16 protein-coding genes are annotated in these 15,519 nt (G+C 45.2%); 9 read left to right on the top strand and 7 right to left on the bottom strand.

The annotated features are described in order from the left end of the window. Window position 1: 1 nt before the first annotated feature. The 6 genes from proB to V1225_RS14745 all read right to left on the bottom strand — a co-directional run bounded on the left by proB (window position 2) and on the right by V1225_RS14745 (window position 5,212). Window positions 2–808 carry a glutamate 5-kinase gene (gene proB, locus V1225_RS11950; protein WP_161909108.1) on the bottom strand — a complete coding sequence of 269 codons (807 nt, stop codon included), beginning with the start codon at window positions 806–808 and terminating at the stop codon, window positions 2–4. Beyond that, window positions 801–2,024 (bottom strand): [FeFe] hydrogenase H-cluster maturation GTPase HydF, encoded by a 1,224-nt coding sequence (hydF, locus tag V1225_RS11945; RefSeq protein WP_338546562.1) that lies wholly within the window; start codon window positions 2,022–2,024, stop codon window positions 801–803. The genes proB and hydF overlap by 8 nt, the downstream gene beginning before the upstream one ends. After that, window positions 1,999–3,429: a [FeFe] hydrogenase H-cluster radical SAM maturase HydG gene (gene hydG, locus V1225_RS11940; protein ID WP_251615935.1), complete on the bottom strand. Its 1,431-nt coding sequence runs from the start codon at window positions 3,427–3,429 to the stop codon at window positions 1,999–2,001. Before hydG ends, hydF begins: the two co-directional genes overlap by 26 nt. 55 nt (window positions 3,430–3,484) lie before the next feature. Beyond that, a complete protein-coding gene (gene hydE / locus V1225_RS11935; protein ID WP_160200406.1) occupies window positions 3,485–4,546 on the bottom strand; it encodes a [FeFe] hydrogenase H-cluster radical SAM maturase HydE in 1,062 nt (353 codons plus the stop codon). After that, window positions 4,533–4,778 carry a TM1266 family iron-only hydrogenase system putative regulator gene (locus V1225_RS11930; protein WP_160200405.1) on the bottom strand — a complete coding sequence of 82 codons (246 nt, stop codon included), beginning with the start codon at window positions 4,776–4,778 and terminating at the stop codon, window positions 4,533–4,535. The genes hydE and V1225_RS11930 overlap by 14 nt, the downstream gene beginning before the upstream one ends. A 140-nt stretch (window positions 4,779–4,918) precedes the next feature. Beyond that, window positions 4,919–5,212 (bottom strand): DUF1275 family protein, encoded by a 294-nt coding sequence (locus V1225_RS14745; protein ID WP_350339723.1) that lies wholly within the window; start codon window positions 5,210–5,212, stop codon window positions 4,919–4,921. On the opposite strand from V1225_RS14745, the gene V1225_RS11925 reads away from it, so the two are divergent. The 5 genes from V1225_RS11925 to nadE all read left to right on the top strand — a co-directional run bounded on the left by V1225_RS11925 (window position 5,194) and on the right by nadE (window position 9,562). Then, window positions 5,194–5,553, top strand: a complete 360-nt coding sequence (locus tag V1225_RS11925; RefSeq protein ID WP_251630515.1) for a helix-turn-helix domain-containing protein — start codon at window positions 5,194–5,196, stop codon at window positions 5,551–5,553. The genes V1225_RS14745 and V1225_RS11925 overlap by 19 nt on opposite strands. A 429-nt stretch (window positions 5,554–5,982) precedes the next feature. Beyond that, complete coding sequence (locus V1225_RS11920) at window positions 5,983–7,320, top strand: IS4 family transposase (protein ID WP_338546076.1); 1,338 nt, start codon at window positions 5,983–5,985, stop codon at window positions 7,318–7,320. Between the two features lie 404 nt (window positions 7,321–7,724). Beyond that, on the top strand, window positions 7,725–8,171 hold the full coding sequence (locus tag V1225_RS11915) for a hypothetical protein (RefSeq protein ID WP_160200401.1): 447 nt from the start codon (window positions 7,725–7,727) through the stop codon (window positions 8,169–8,171). A 76-nt stretch (window positions 8,172–8,247) separates the two neighbouring features. Then, window positions 8,248–8,784 (top strand): isochorismatase family cysteine hydrolase, encoded by a 537-nt coding sequence (locus tag V1225_RS11910; protein ID WP_160200400.1) that lies wholly within the window; start codon window positions 8,248–8,250, stop codon window positions 8,782–8,784. Between the two features lie 4 nt (window positions 8,785–8,788). Then, on the top strand, window positions 8,789–9,562 hold the full coding sequence (nadE, locus tag V1225_RS11905) for an NAD(+) synthase (protein ID WP_251615922.1): 774 nt from the start codon (window positions 8,789–8,791) through the stop codon (window positions 9,560–9,562). A 40-nt stretch (window positions 9,563–9,602) separates the two neighbouring features. Here nadE and V1225_RS11900 read toward each other — a convergent pair whose 3' ends face one another. Further along, the gene (locus V1225_RS11900) at window positions 9,603–10,751 is read right to left on the bottom strand and encodes a PucR family transcriptional regulator ligand-binding domain-containing protein (protein ID WP_338546561.1); all 1,149 of its coding nucleotides are present in this window, start codon (window positions 10,749–10,751) and stop codon (window positions 9,603–9,605) included. 174 nt (window positions 10,752–10,925) lie between these two features. On the opposite strand from V1225_RS11900, the gene V1225_RS11895 reads away from it, so the two are divergent. From V1225_RS11895 to V1225_RS11880, 4 genes are all read left to right on the top strand, one after another. After that, entirely contained in the window at window positions 10,926–12,206 is a 1,281-nt protein-coding gene (locus tag V1225_RS11895; RefSeq protein ID WP_161909120.1) for a cytosine permease, read from the top strand. 31 nt (window positions 12,207–12,237) lie between these two features. Beyond that, on the top strand, window positions 12,238–13,335 hold the full coding sequence (locus V1225_RS11890) for a DUF917 domain-containing protein (protein ID WP_160200396.1): 1,098 nt from the start codon (window positions 12,238–12,240) through the stop codon (window positions 13,333–13,335). Between the two features lie 12 nt (window positions 13,336–13,347). Beyond that, entirely contained in the window at window positions 13,348–14,091 is a 744-nt protein-coding gene (locus V1225_RS11885) for an aspartate/glutamate racemase family protein (protein ID WP_160200395.1), read from the top strand. Window positions 14,092–14,154: 63 nt separating this feature from the next. Continuing rightward, window positions 14,155–15,372 (top strand): Sapep family Mn(2+)-dependent dipeptidase, encoded by a 1,218-nt coding sequence (locus tag V1225_RS11880; RefSeq protein WP_338546559.1) that lies wholly within the window; start codon window positions 14,155–14,157, stop codon window positions 15,370–15,372. The last annotated feature ends 147 nt before the right edge of the window (window positions 15,373–15,519 follow it).

The raw sequence follows: 15,519 nt of genomic DNA, 5'->3' as shown, positions 1-15,519 counted from the left end.
TTTAGTCCTCCAAATTTCCAAAAATCGTTCCAATGTCTTTTCCGTCAAATAAGTCGTACAGATTTTCCGGACGGTCACCAGCAATGACGCAACACGGGATTTTCGCGCCTGTAGAAATCTGTGCCGCACTGACTTTTGTTGCCATACCGCCGGTACCAAATTTGGAACCGGCGCCGCCTGCGAGGGTGGTGATTGCATCATCGATGACAGGTACGTGGGAGATGCGTTTTGCGTCGGGGTACTTTCTCGGATCTTTGTCGTAAAGTCCATCAATATCGGTTAAGATGACCAGAAGGTCAGCGTCCGTCAATGTAGCAACGATGGCAGACAGGGTGTCATTGTCGCCGATACTGAGTCCCTCTAGTTCGTCAGTGGCAACGGTGTCGTTTTCGTTGACGATAGGAATAATACCGAGGGCAATCAGTTCAGAAAAGGTATTCTGAACGTTTTCTCGGCTTCGGTCGTTGTCTACGATATCTGCGGTGAGCAGAATCTGGGCTACAGTCTGACTGAACTCACCGAAAAACTTATCGTACATAAACATCAACTCGCACTGTCCAATGGCAGCCAGCGCCTGTTTTTTGCTGGTTTCTTCGGGCCGAGTTGAAAGTCCCAGCTTGCCGATGCCGACACCGATAGCGCCGGAGGAAACTAGAATGATTTCTTTTCCGGCATTCTGCAGATCGCATAAGACTTTGCAGAGGTTTTCGATGTGGCGCAGGTGCATTTTGCCGCCAGCGTGAGTCAGAGTAGAGGTGCCTACCTTGACGACGACTCTTCGACTATTTGTAATTTTATCTTTATTCATGAAAAATCTCCAAGCTTCTATCTAAAATCCCATTGATATGGGCGATGAGTGTACCGTAATTGGTGAAAGCAACACCAGATTCTTTTGCCAGTTCCATGCGAGAAAGCATTTCCCGCTCGTTTAGCATGCAGCCGCCGCAGTGGACGACCAGGGCGTAGGGGGATAAATCCTGCGGAAACTGCCCACCGCTGGTGAAGTGAAAATCCAGCTTTTTTCCCGTAAACTTCTCAATCCAGCCGGGCAGTTTCACGGTGCCGATGTCTTCGCACTGCCTGTGGTGTGTACAGCCTTCTGAAATGAGCACCCGGTCGCCGTCAGAAAGTGACGGTAGATGATGGGCGCCTTTTGACGCCGTTTCCAGAATACCTTTAAATCTTGCCATCAAAATGGAAAAGGAAGTCAAAGGTACGTTGCGGGGAACGATTTCCTTCACCTGATGAAATGCCTGACTGTCAGTAACTACCAGAGCAGGGGGGGCTTTCAGCGCGGAAAGACAGGCGGAAAGTTCCGATACCTGAGTTACCATAGAAATAGCGTGGGTGTCCAGAATATCGCGAAGGGTCTGCACCTGAGGCAGAATCAGTCTGCCCTTTGGGGCGGATTCGTCGATTGGCGTAACTAAAATCACCACATCATTTTTACTTAGCTTATCTCCGATGAGCTGCTTGACAGGTGCAGTAGATTTTCCCAGCTGTGCTAGTTTTTCTTTTAATTCTGTAATGCCGCTGCCGGCTTTTGCACTGACTGCAAGGAACGGAAAATCAAAATCCTTTGTGCCGGGGACAGCTGCAAGGAGGTCAGTTTTGTTCAGTACGATGATGTAAGGAATCTGTTTTTTCTTCAGTAGTTCCATCAGAGAAAAATCCTCTGAAGACGGTTTTTCTGCAGCATCGATGACCAGCACTGCAACATCAGTCTTTGCCAGTATCTGATAGGTTTTTTCTACCCGCTTTTCACCGAGGATGCCTTCATCATCAAGGCCTGGCGTATCGATAATTACTACAGGTCCCAGAGGCAGCAGCTCCATGGCTTTGCTGACCGGGTCGGTGGTGGTGCCTTTTACGTCAGATACGATGGAAAGGGACTGATCGGTCACTGCATTGACCAGACTGGACTTTCCGGCGTTGCGCCTGCCGAAAAAGCTGATATGGACTCTGTTTGCGCTTGGTGTCTGGTTCAGCCCGGACAGATTAGAATCTGAAGTCTCTCTTGCCATGTTCTATCTCCTTGATGTATTCTTCTGCAATTTGACGCACTTTTTCTTTCGGAATGTTGCAAAGCTCCTTTTCAATTAGGGCTTCGCCGACTTTACGGGTATCTGCGGAAGCGTAGTCCACCAGATATTCTTTCAGGGTCATCAGCGCGTTTGGATGGCAACAGTTTAGAATTTGTCCGTTTTTGCAGAGGGTCATGAAGCGGTCTCCAGTTCTGCCTTCTCTGTAGCAAGCGGTACAAAAACTTGGAATATAGTCCATATCCATGAGCCATTTTACTACTTCGTCCAGCGTTCTTTTGTCGTCGGTTTCAAACTGTGCGGAGTTTTCTTCTTCCGGCTCTTCTTCGTCGTAGCCGCCGACGCTGGTTCTGGAAGCACCGCTGATCTGGGAAATGCCCAGGTGCAGCGCGCGGGCGCGCATTTCCTGACTTTCTCTGGTAGACATGATCATGCCGGTATACGGAACAGCGATTCTGATGATGGCGATAATTTTTGCGAAGAGGTCGTCGGTAATACCGCCGTCTACGCCGCCGTCAAAGTCGGAAGGGTCTACATCGTCTGCAGGTCTGATCCTCGGCACGCTGATGGTGTGCGGCCCGACGCCGTGTACTGCTTCCAGATGTTCTGCATGCATGAGAAGACCGGCAAGCTCGTAGCGGTAGAGATCAAGACCGAACAGTACGCCAAGACCGACATCGTCGATGCCAGCTTCCATGGCTCTGTCCATAGCTTCTGTATGCCAGTTGTAGTTGTGCTTCGGTCCGGTCGGATGCAGCTGTTCGTAGCTTTCTTTGTGGTAGGTTTCCTGGAACAGAATATAGGTACCGATGCCGGCATCTTTGAGCATTTTGTACTCTTCTACAGTAGTTGCGGCAATGTTCACATTGACACGGCGGATATCGCCGTTTTTATGGTGAATGGAATATACGGTTTTAATACATTCCAAAATGTATTCGATTGGGTTGTTGACAGGGTCCTCTCCGGCTTCCAGGGCAAGACGTTTGTGTCCCATATCCTGCAGGGCGATGACCTCTTTTTTGATTTCTTCCTGGGTCAGTTTTTTTCTTGCGATATGCTTGTTCTGATGGTGGTACGGACAGTAGACACAGCCGTTGACGCAGTAATTGGAAAGATACAGCGGCGCGAACATGACGATACGGTTGCCGTAAAAGTCTTTCTTAATCTGTTCTGCCAGTGCGTACATTTCCTCGGTAATCTCTGGGTCTTCGCAGGAAAGCAGAACGGAGGCTTCTCTGTGGCTTAAGCCTTTGCGAAGGGCAGCCTTATCTAAAATGGAGCGAACCAGTTCTTTGTTGTACTTATTTGCGTCGGCATAAGCGAGGGTGTCTAGAATTTCCTCGTGACTGATAAATTCTTCTGCGTGTAATGATTTTGGATTGTACATGATATTTTTACTTCCTTTCTTTCGGGTCAGAATCTCTTTCCCGTTAGGTTTTAGTTCATTTTATGTCAGGATAGTCGCCGCGTGCGGTCACTATCTCATAACCAATTCTTTCAACTTGTTTCTTTAATTGTAAAATACCCTCAGCACTTTCTGCGCCGGTGGCGATTTTATTGTCGTAGAGCCGATAGTTTTTCCGGACAGAAGCCGGAGAAAGGTTGGGCATGATGACGTTGGCGCCTGCACAGATGCCGCGAAGCCTGCCGTCTTCCGATGCCGTTCCGAGGGCTGTGGTTGCTGGGAGCAACGCTTTTGGCAAAAGGAGCCTAATGATGGAAAGAAGCTTTACGGTCAGGTCAGCAGAGCCGGCATACTCCTTTTCAAAGGGCGTGCCTGCAGCCGGAATGAAAGGTCCGATTCCAATCATATGAGGCTGAAATTCTACTAGAAACCGCAGGTCTTTCAGGATATGTTCTATGGTCTGACCTGGAGAGCCGACCATAAAGCCGCAGCCTACCTGATAGCCAATTTCTTTTAGGTGCTGCAGACATTCCATGCGGTTTTCAAAGGAAAGGTCCTGCGGGTGCAGTTTTTGATAATGTGCTTTGTCTGCGGTCTCGTGACGCAGCAGATATCTGTCTGCGCCGGCATCAAAAAGTCTCTGATAGCTTTCCTGGGAGCGTTCACCTGCAGACAAGGTGATGGCACAGTCTGGGTGGGCAGCGCGAATTGCTTCGACCAGTGACGCCAGTCTGTCATCATTCCAATAAGGGTCTTCACCGCCTTGCAGAACAAAGGTGCGAAAGCCAAGTTCGTAGCCGTTTTCGCAGCACTGCAGAATTTCTTCCGGTGTTAGCCGGTAACGAGTCACGGACTTGCAGCCTTTGCGGATACCGCAATAATAGCAGTCATTTTTGCAGTAGTTGGTAAATTCGATGAGACCTCTGATATAGACATGGTTTCCGAAGGTTTGTCGACGCAGGATATCTGCTTTTTCCTGCAGATACTGGTTTTTCTCAGGGGAATCACAGGCAAGCAGTGCAAGGAGTGCGTCATCTTCCGGTACAGTGCCTTTCGCCAAGGCGTCGATGGTGCGCGTTACTGGATTATTCGTTGGCATAGGCGACCTTGCTGCTGATACCCGGCAGCTTTCCAATCTTACCGGACAGCGCGTTGATGATATCTGACGGCGCATCGATGGCTACGCTGATAATATGCATTTCTTTTTCCCTGTAGGGCAGTCCCATTCTGCCGATAATGTAACTGCTGTACTGATGCAGCATATCGTTAAGCTCTTCTACGACATTTAAGTCTTTTACAATAATTGAAATTAATGCAACTCTGTTTTCCATTATAAGCCTCCTTGTCATTATTTCTATGATAACATAAAAGTTGTAATATTTATACACAAAGTTTGATAAAATCAAACTTTTCGTGTGAAAAAGAGCCGTGCTTACAAAGGAATGTAATGACGACTCTTTTTCTGAAAGATTTATGAAATATAGTTACTTGCTTTTTTCATCCACAGCGCCAGAAGCAGCATGATCACAGCGCAAATCCAGACGGCTTTTTCGGAAAGCCAGAGACAAAACAAGGTGCCGGGAACTGCGCCTAAAGCAAAAGAAAAGGTCAGTGCCACGAAGGTGCAGACGGTTTTTAAGGATTCTGCGTCTTTTACTGTGAGAAATTTATATAATTTCTGACCGACGTTTCTGATGTTGCCGGTGCAGCTGCTATGTGATTTCAGGAAGAGATGTACGTTTATTAGTGGAAGATAATGCTTCATTTGTAAAGAACGCGCTGCGCATTTCTGACATGCAGGGTGATTTATATTTCAACAGGATTACATTGCTTGCGATTCCGCAGTCACAAAGCAGACTGCTGACGCTGCTTCTTGGATTTGCGGCGGTATGCGGCAGAAGGAGGGCAGATGATACTGTGACTATTGAACTGGATTTAACCCATCAGATACTCAGCGAAATTCTTCATTTAAATCGAGTTACTGTTTCCAGGTTGATGAGTAATTTTGCCAATGCAGGGGCAGTGGAGAAAATAGGAAGATACTATGTGCTGAATCTTTCGGTAGTTGAGATATTATTGGATGGAGGGACAAACTGCACGGAATGAATAAAATTTACAATAAAAGGAAAAAATAAAAATATTTTCCTTTTATGATATAGTGTGATATAATACAGATGTTGTCATAACCAATCCGGCAACGGAAGGGAGGGACACATTTGTTAACTACTTTTGTTCTTTCTGTAATGGAAAGTATAATCGCCTACTATATTTGCAAATGGTTAGACAGAAAAGATGACAACAACTAGCCTCGAGTGTCTCCTGTCGAAAAAGGAGAAAAGAAAACCCGGCAGCTGCAACTCAATGGCATTAAGTTAAGAAAATCTCACATCACAGAAAATGTGGTGTGGGATTTTTTTGAGAATAAGTATTGACATATGAACAAAAAAATGCGGCCGCTTTAGCTGCTGAATATTTTAGAGGCAGCTAAAGCGGCCCTTGTAATTAGATAACATCTTTTTACAAGGAGGATACCGCATGAATAGGACTTCACTGGAACTAAAAAATTTGATTATGGACATTATTAATAAGCAGAAACAGGATTTAACAGGCCTTGTTTCTAACCCCAAAACAGATTTTTCCAGAAACAGAAAAATACCATATGAGAAAATGATTCTTTCGTTATTGACAATGGAGGGAGCATCTTTATCAAATGAACTTTTACGGCAGTTTGGCTATGGCTTAAATACAGCAACATCATCTGCTTTTGTCCAGCAGCGTAAGAAAATACTTCCTAAAGCATTTGCGTCGCTTTTCCACGATTTTACAGCAGCAACTTATAGTAATGATAATTATAAAGGATATAAACTCTTGGCTGTTGATGGTTCAGATATTCAAATCGCAACTAATCTAAACGATAAAGACTCACTTTTTCAAATAGCAGAAGGTGTAAAACCTTATAATCTGCTGCATTTGAATGCTTTATATAATCTGAAATCTCACACTTATGAGGATGCAGTCGTTTTCAAACGCAAAGAAGCCGGTGAAAACAAAGCGTTGACTGAAATGGTGGACAGATCCGCTCTGCAGGGAAATGTAATTGTGATTGCAGACAGAGGATATGAGGCATATAACAACATGGCTCATATCCAAGAAAAAGGATGGTTTTATCTAATACGGGTGAAAGATTTTAATCAATATTCATCCGGTATTCTGCATGGCTTGGAGCTGCCGGATACTGAGGAATTCGATGAGTATATCGATTTAAAATTAACTCGGAAACAGACTAATGAAATGAAAAAGCTTTTTGAGCAGAGAAATCACTATCGGAGAATCGCGCATAATAAACCATTTGACTATCTGCCTGTTAAGAGCAGAAAATCTGATCCTGCAGTACTTTATAATTTGCCATTTCGCATTGTACGCTTTCCAATATCAGAGGATTATTACGAAGTTGTAGTAACTAATCTGGATACTGATGAATTCCCTGCGGATACTCTGAAACAACTGTATGGCATGCGGTGGGGAATTGAAACTTCATTTAGAGATTTGAAATATACAGTAGGACTGCTTCATTTTCATTCAAAAAAGGTGGAATACATACTTCAAGAAATCTTTGCACGGTTAATCATGTATAACTTTTCAGAATTGATTACCTCGCACGTAGTCATTGAAAAGAAAGACAGAAAGTATGAATATAAAGTCAATTTTTCTGTCGCAGTACATATATGCCGTGAATTCCTGCTTAGTATAAATATCCCACCTAATATTGAATCACTTATTGCAAGATATATAACGCCCATTCGGCCTGGACGTTCAAGGCCTCGTGAAATGAAAGCCAAACAGGCAATAAGTTTCATGTATAGAATAGCATAGATTTTTGAAATATACATTATTTTTTTGACAAGGGAACGCTCTTGTCTATTTGTTGCGTTTTTAAATCTACAAAAAAACAATTTATCAGCTTGAATCAAAGGAAAAAAAGAGAAGTTAATATCGCGAACAATACTAACTTCTCTTTAAATCCCTTAACTTAATGCCATTGAGCTGCAACTGCCGGGTTTTCTTTTGCACACATTTCGTGTTAACTACTTTTTGCCTACTGGCATTATACATCATATCCGACACGAATGTCAACTATACATCGCGTTTTATTTTTATATAGAATTTCGCAGCCGACTTTCTTATAATCCACGAAAATGACGCGGATTGATTTATTACGGGAGGGGAAGTATAATAGGATTACAAGTATTAACCTAAGTAAAAATATGGAGATAAAGATGAAACGAATCATATGGCGGATTTGGAAATGGCTGCGGGGAGAAAATACAGGAAGACCTGCAGTTTATATCGGGGAAAAAGGCGACAGTATTAAGGGGGAAAAACAAATTGCACAGCTGTTGGCAGAATATAAGCTGCAGATTACACCGCACGAATATGACTATTCGCTTTATGAGAACTATTTAAAAGAGAATTTTGATTTAGAAGAAATTAGTTTGGAAGAAATGATGGAGCAAAATCAAATTCATTTTGAAATCTTTCAATTTAATTATAGCAATTGCATCTTTTTTGCAGAGAGTAAGTTCGATCCGATCTTTTTTCGGATTGTAAAGAATCAAAAGAGCGCATGGCTGTACGACCAAGAGGGAGAGGAATACAGAACCGACTCCGTGAAGTTGCTGAACCTGATTAGTCTCATGCGGTGGAACGAAATCATTGCAGAATAAAGGCGGTATCGCATTGACCGCCTGGCTTTTTTGATGTAAACTGGAATGCAGAAAGAAAAAAGGAGAAATATAAATCATGGAAAAGAATAAAATTCTGCTGGTCATCGATATGCAGAAGGATTTCGTAACAGGAGCTTTGGCAAATCAAGAGGCACAGCAGATTATTGAAAATATAAAGAAAAAAATCGAAAGCTATAAAGAGCGCGGCTTGCCGGTATTTTTTACAAGGGATACCCATGGCGAGGACTACCTGAATACCCAGGAGGGCAGGCTGCTGCCGGTCCCGCACTGCATCAAGGGCAGCGATGGATGGCAGATTATTGATGAACTGGCGGATTACGTAGCCGAAGGAAACACGCTAGACAAACCGTCTTTCGGCTGTCTCGATTTACCAAAGTGGCTTTGCGATAAGCTGGCGGGAGCATCACCAGCGGAAATTGAACTTTGCGGCGTTTGCACAGATATCTGCGTGATTTCCAACGGAATGATTTTGAAGGCTGCTTATCCTGAGACGCCAATTACCGTGGAGGGTTCCTGCTGTGCTGGTGTAACGCCGGAGAGCCATAACAACGCCCTTGAAGCGATGAAAATGTGTCAGATTTTAGTGAGGTAGAAAGATGTATCAGTTTGATGTAGAAAAGGTAACGAGGGATGTGATTTCCTGGATTCAGGAATTTTTTGAAGTAAATGGCAAGGATTGCAAGGCAGTTGTTGCCATCAGCGGCGGAAAAGACAGTTCTGTGGTAGCTGCACTTTGCGTAGCCGCACTTGGAAAGGACAGAGTGTTCGGTGTGCTTCTGCCAAATGGCGAGCAGGCGGATATTGACGCGTCTAAGCTGCTGGTATCCCATCTTGGAATAGACCATACTATTATTAATATTAAAGCAGGATTTGACGGACTGCTCGGAGAAATTACAGATAAGCTACCTTGTGAGGTGACAAAGCAGACGAGGACCAACCTGCCGGCGAGACTTCGTATGGCGGCAACTTACGCTGTGGCGCAGTCCATGAACGGACGTGTTGCCAACACCTGCAATTTGTCGGAAGACTGGGTAGGCTATTCTACCAGATATGGCGATGCGGCAGGAGATTTCAGCCCGCTGTCCCATCTTACTGTGCAGGAAGTCAAAGCCATCGGCGCTTACCTAGGCCTTCCTGAAAAGCTGGTGCAAAAGACTCCAATCGACGGACTTTCAGGGCTTTCCGATGAAGAAAATCTGGGATTCACTTATGCGGCTCTTGACACTTATATCAGAACCGGTGTTTGTGAAGATGAGGAAGTCAAAGCAAAGATTGACTATAAGCGCAAAACGAACAAATTCAAGCTGGAACTGATGCCCTCCTTTGCTTATGACGGACCGGTGCTGGCAAAAGACGAGTCTCTGATGTAATCGTAGGGCAGCGCATGGCGTAAAAGCTATACAAAACGGCTCAGCGCTGCTTCATATAGTGGATTTTTGAGATGATAGAGATTGTCTCCAGAAAGTCCATATCACTTTTTCCATAAGGAATCAGCTCTTTTAGCTTACTGATACGATAGCGGATGGTATTTTCGTGTACGAACATTGCCTCCGCTGTTTTTTTGTAGTCCATTTCATATTCGGCAAAGATTCGCATGGTGTCAAAAAGACAGGTGTTGTTTTGTGCGTCAGACTTTTGAATCGGCAGCGCGATGTCATTGTAAAATTCTTCTAGCGCAGGGCTTCCCAAAAAATCCACAAGAATGCGGGCAACACCGAGTTCGCTGTAGTCAATTCGCCCTGCTGCATCAGGTTTGCCGGCAGTAATGCACAGCAGACTTTCTGAGATTGCTCTGCCCGCATCATCCAGTTTATGGGGATTGCTGACACCAATGCGTGCACCGGGAAAGGCAGTATGGATTTGGTCGGCAGTGTGCTGTATGGTTTTAGCGGCAGTATCGTTTCTGCTGTCCGGGTAGGAAAGTAGAAACAGGATTCCACCGCGAAATTCTGCAGCAAAATTTCTAAGGTCGCGAATGATGATAGAGATGAGATTGACAATATCGCTTGGCAGTACATCTGCTTCGGTCTGTGCGAATAGTGCCGTGATATTTTGCTGGAAGGAAGGGTTAAGTTCTCTCAGAAGATGGTGTTTTTCATCGGCGGAACTGTTGCGGCTTACAATGGTTTCCAGCTTTTCTTCCAGTGTATTTTTCTGCTCCATGGCAATTTTACATTCCACAATGCTTGCAATAACCAGAGAATAGGGGGTGCGGCAATTGAGAAAAATGACGGGAAGACCTGCAGCGTCGCAAAGGGCAATTGCATCTTTTGGCAGCGTATTCATATATTCGTCAAAGACAATGAGTGCAGCGCCTTTTTGTGAAATCAGATAGTCCAGCGTATGCATGATGTAAGAAGTATCGTCTTTCCCATAGTAAAAGAAGGTCAGATAGACATCGCCGGGAAAAAGCTGAATATCTGTATCAATCTCACTGATGGGATTGTCGTAGATATTGATATAGTGAATTTCATTCAGGAGCCCGCTTTTGCCTGCAACCAGACGGTAGCCGCTGAAGATATCCAGGTTCAGGATGTCTGAAACGGTGATTTTTTTCATTTTTTTCCTCTTTTCGACAGTGCTATTTGTATAAATTATAAATGAATCCTGGGAAAAAGCAATAACGAATTGTGAAATTTACAAAAATAAGCTTTCTTTCTTAGGCTTTTCGATAATGACAAGTTATCAGAAAATTGATATGATTGGTGCAATCAAAGAAAAGGAGTTTTTACTATGCTAGAAGAAAACAAAAAGTCAATGGAAGACTTTGCTCTAGAGAGAGTAAAGCCTGAAGACCGAAAAGGGTGGGTTTCACTGGCTGCTGTGCAGACAGGACTGTTTATCTGCGTTCCGAGCCTTCTGCTGGGTGCAATTCTGTCGGCATCTATGCCGCTGTGGCAAGCCCTTGCAGCGGGAATTATCGGGTATCTGCTTACGATTCTCATCTCTTTCTTTCTGGGGATGCAGGGAGCAGATTTGGGGATTCCCAGTGCGGTGATTACCTGCTCAACTTTTGGAACGAAGGGAGCCAGAATTTTAATCAGTTCGCTGCTGGCAATTTCCATGATTGGCTGGTTCGGCATCAACTGCAACGTATGTGGCGATGCATTTTCTAACCTGATGAAAATTGCAACCGGCTTAGAAATTCCAGTAACCATATCCTCTATCATCTGGGGTGTGATTATGCTTCTGAGTGCTGTGTTCGGTATGAATGCGCTGAAAAAGCTGGATTCCGTTTCCATTCCGCTGCTGGTTATCATCATGGTGCTGGGTACTGTGATGGCATTTAGAAAGTTTGGGTCTGGCGGGCTTTCTGTAGAGGTAGAACAGTCCATGACTATGATTCAGGGCATCGGTCTTTCCTTCAGCTTTACGGCAGTGGCTGCTGTCACTTGTTCTGATATTACCAGATTTCAGAAGAGCAGAAAGGAAACTATCAAATCCACTTTCTGGGGAATACTTCCAGCGGCTATTTTTACGCTGGTTTTGGGAATTCTCATGACAAAGGTAGCAAACGATTACGACATTTCGTCTGTACTGGCAACAGTGGGACTGCCGTTTCTGGGCATTATTGTGCTGATTCTGGCAACCTGGACCACGAATTCCCTCAATGCCTATTCTGCGGGACTGGATGTGGTGATGACCTTTAATCTGCCGGATAACAAGAGAAAGCTGGCGACCTTGGTGACCGGTCTTGTAGGCATCGTCCTGGCAGTGCTGGGCATTCTGGGACACATTGAATCGTTCCTGAGCCTGCTGTCCTATGTGTTCTCCGCCATGGGCGGCGTCATGATGGCGGACTACTGGATTGTCGGAAAAGGGAAACCGGAAAGCTGGCACAGAGTGGAAGGCTTCAACTGGACTGGTATTATTTCGACGGTAATCGCTATTGCCATTGCAGCTTTTGTGGTGAAAGTTGACTACTCTGGTTTGCTCTGGGGACTCATCGTTTACCTGATTGTTGAAAAATTCATTCCGTCAAAGTCGAGAGAGCTGGACGGAACAGTGGAATAATTTAGAAGAATTTTGATTGGAGGATAGAATTATGAGAAAGCTTGAAAAACAAGAAATTATTGATATTCTTTATGGTTGCACCATTGTAGGCACTGGCGGAGGTGGAGACTTAGAACTGGGACTTCGCACCATGGAGGAAGATTTTGAACAGGGTAAAGATTTGTACATAGCAAGTGTGGACGAAGTGCCAGATGACGCGTACATTGCAGTGCCGTATATGTGCGGCTCTCCTGCTTCGCTGGAAGGCGGCGGAGAGGAGTATGCCCACCTGCCGCTTCTGGACTATCCGGAATCGCTGCTGGCATTCCGCACCTTAGAGGATTACTTCGGTCAGAAGTTTTTTGGCGCGGTTTCTACAGAACTCGGTGGTGCAAACACTGCCTTTGCGCTTCACGCAGCCTGCCAGCTGGGTGTTCCTATTATCGACGCTGACCCGGCAGGGCGTTCTGTACCGGAGCTGCAGCACAGCACTTTCTTTGTGAAAGACATTCCTATGGCGCCGATTGCGTTGGCAACACAGTTTGGTGATGCTATGATTGTAAAAGATATTGTAGATGATATGCGTGCGGAGGATATTGTTAGAAGTGTGGCTGTTGCCAGCGGCAACAAAATCGGTGTGGCGGACCATGCTATTACCGGAAAACAGCTTCGCGGTGCAATCATCCCTGATGCCTTGTCTTACACGCTGAAGCTGGGGCAGGCCCTTCGAAAAGCAAAGGAAAATGGTGAAGATGTAGCCGAAAAAGTCTGCGAGGCAGGAAACGGCAAGGTACTGTTCCGTGGTATCGTAAAAGAATGGAAAGTAGAAGAAACTGGAGGCTTTATCTTTGGCGATACTGTACTGGAAGGTACTGGCGCATATGAAGGTCACGAGTATAAGTTCTGGTACAAGAACGAGCATCTAGTTTCCTATCTGGATGGTGAAGTGGACATTACAGTGCCAGATTTAATCTGTGTTGTGGACAAAGACGGCACACCGGTGACTAACCCTAATTACGAGAACGGCATGGAACTGACCGTATTCGTACTGCCGGCACCAGAAATTTGGAAAGCGGAAAGAGGTCTTGAAGTATTTGGTCCAAGAAGTTTCGGCTTTGACTTTGATTACGTGCCTTTTAATGAAAGATAAGAGGCGCAGGTGATGAAACTAAAATTTATCATCCCTGTGGTAGGAGATTTTTCTGCATACAGTGAAGAACTTGCCGCATATCTGAAACCTCATCTGACGGCGGAGACGGAACTGGAATTTTCCAGTCTGCAGTATGGGTTTGAAACGGTGGAGACAGAGCTTGCCGGCATGGTAAACGGCAGTCAGGTCGTCATGTCGGTGCGGGAAAATGCGGAGGATTTTGATGGCGTCTTTGTGGACTGTTTTGATGATCCGGGCGTGTATGCACTTCGAGAGATGGGGCTGATACCGGCTGTAGGACCTTATGAAGCAGCGGTAACTACTGCTCTTTCTTTGGGAGAGAGAATCGGCATCATTACTACTGATCAGGCAGGCATTTTAAATGAAGAGAAGAAGGCAAGAGCCTTTGGAGTCTCAGAGCGTATCACCTCTATTCGGGCGCTGGACTTGATGGTGGAAAATATCAAAGAGGAAAAGGAGAGAGTGCTTGCATCTTTGGCAGATCTCTGTGCTGATATGGTGCAGAAAGACAGAGTCAGTGTCATATGTCTTGGCTGTACGGCAATGTACTATATCTACGACGACTTGCTCCAGATTCTTTCTGAAAGACGGATTCGTGTCAATGTCATTGAGCCGGTATTGAACGGCTGTGTGACGCTGGAATCTATGGTGCGTATGGGATTTAACAACTTTGTACCGGGTGAAGTTGCTTTTGATTCGCTGCACTGGTCTCAGACTGAGGGTAGACGGAATTAAGGCTTTCGTGTATAATTGAGTGCATAGATGAATATTTTGCAAAATATCGGAGGATGATACAAAATGATTAAAAACTTACAGAAATTGCTTGCAATTCCCAGCGTAACCGGAACGCCAGAAGTTTTCGATGCGCTTGCCTGCGCACTAGATATTTGTAAGGAACTGGGATTTCGTACGAAGAATGTAGACGGAAAACTGGGCTATGCAGAAATCGGTGAAGGTGAGGAATTGATGGGTATTCTTTGCCACTTGGATGTGGTGCCGGCAGGAGAGGGCTGGACCTGCGAACCTTTTGCCGGAACGGTAAAGGAAGACCGCATTTATGGACGCGGAGTCATGGACGATAAAGGGCCTGCTATGGCAGCGATTTATGCTATGAAGGATGTGCTGGAATCGGGAAAAAAACTTAACAAGCGCGTTCGTATTATCTTTGGTGTGATGGAGGAATGCGGCGACTGGGAAGATATGGAGTATTACAAGTCCTGTGAGGAAATTCCATCCTTCGGATTCACACCAGACGCTGATTTTCCTGCGATTTATGGAGAAAAGGGCATTCTGATGGCAGTGCTTTCTATGGATGCAGCGAAAGCAGGATTTTTGGAGATTGCCGGCGGTGACGCGCCTAACATGGTGGCGGCATGGGCAAAGGGAAAGCTTTTGGACGGAAGTGTTTTTCAAGAGACAGGTAAAGCTGCTCATGGCAGTACGCCGGAGGATGGAGAAAATGCGATTACCAAACTGATGGAAAAGGCTGCTGCCAGAGATTGTCACTTTGCGAAGGTGTATATGGATAAAATCGGCTGGTGCCTGGACGGCTCTGGTTGTGGAATCGGTCTTTCTGATTCTGCCAGCGGTGGGCTTACCTTTAATGCCGGTAAGATTTCTATGGACGATGGAAAAGTGAAGCTGGCAGTGGATATTCGCTATCCGGTCACTTATGCAGAAGAAGATGTGGTGTCAAAACTGTGTGATAATTTTGCTGATGCGGAGATTGCGGTAGAAATTGAAGCGGCGATGAAACCAGTTTATATGGCTCAGGACGGATTCGTCATCAGTAAGCTGATGGAGGCATACCGAGAGGTAACCGGTGATGATACACCGCCGCAGCTGATCGGCGGAGGTACTTACGCAAGAGCCATGGATAATATCGTGGCGTTCGGTCCGGCATTTCCAGGCAGGGAACTGACAGAACACCAGGCAAATGAATGGATTTTTACAGAGGATCTGGAAAAAGCTAGAGAAATCTACCGGCTTGCCATCGAAAGACTGGCATGTGAATAAAAATACGACAGGCTGTCTGCAGAAAGAGAATTGCGTTCTTTCGTGCAGGCAGTTTGTTTTCATGGGTTTGCTGTGGAGAAACTGGAATATCCCGTTGTTATTTTTTCATAATGATGGTAAAATATAGACCATATGGGAACCATAAAA

It is taken from the genome of Emergencia sp. JLR.KK010 (genome assembly GCF_037018265.1).
Lineage (GTDB): Bacteria > Bacillota > Clostridia > Peptostreptococcales > Anaerovoracaceae > Senimuribacter > Senimuribacter intestinalis.
This window is presented reverse-complemented; position numbering and strand designations above follow the sequence as displayed.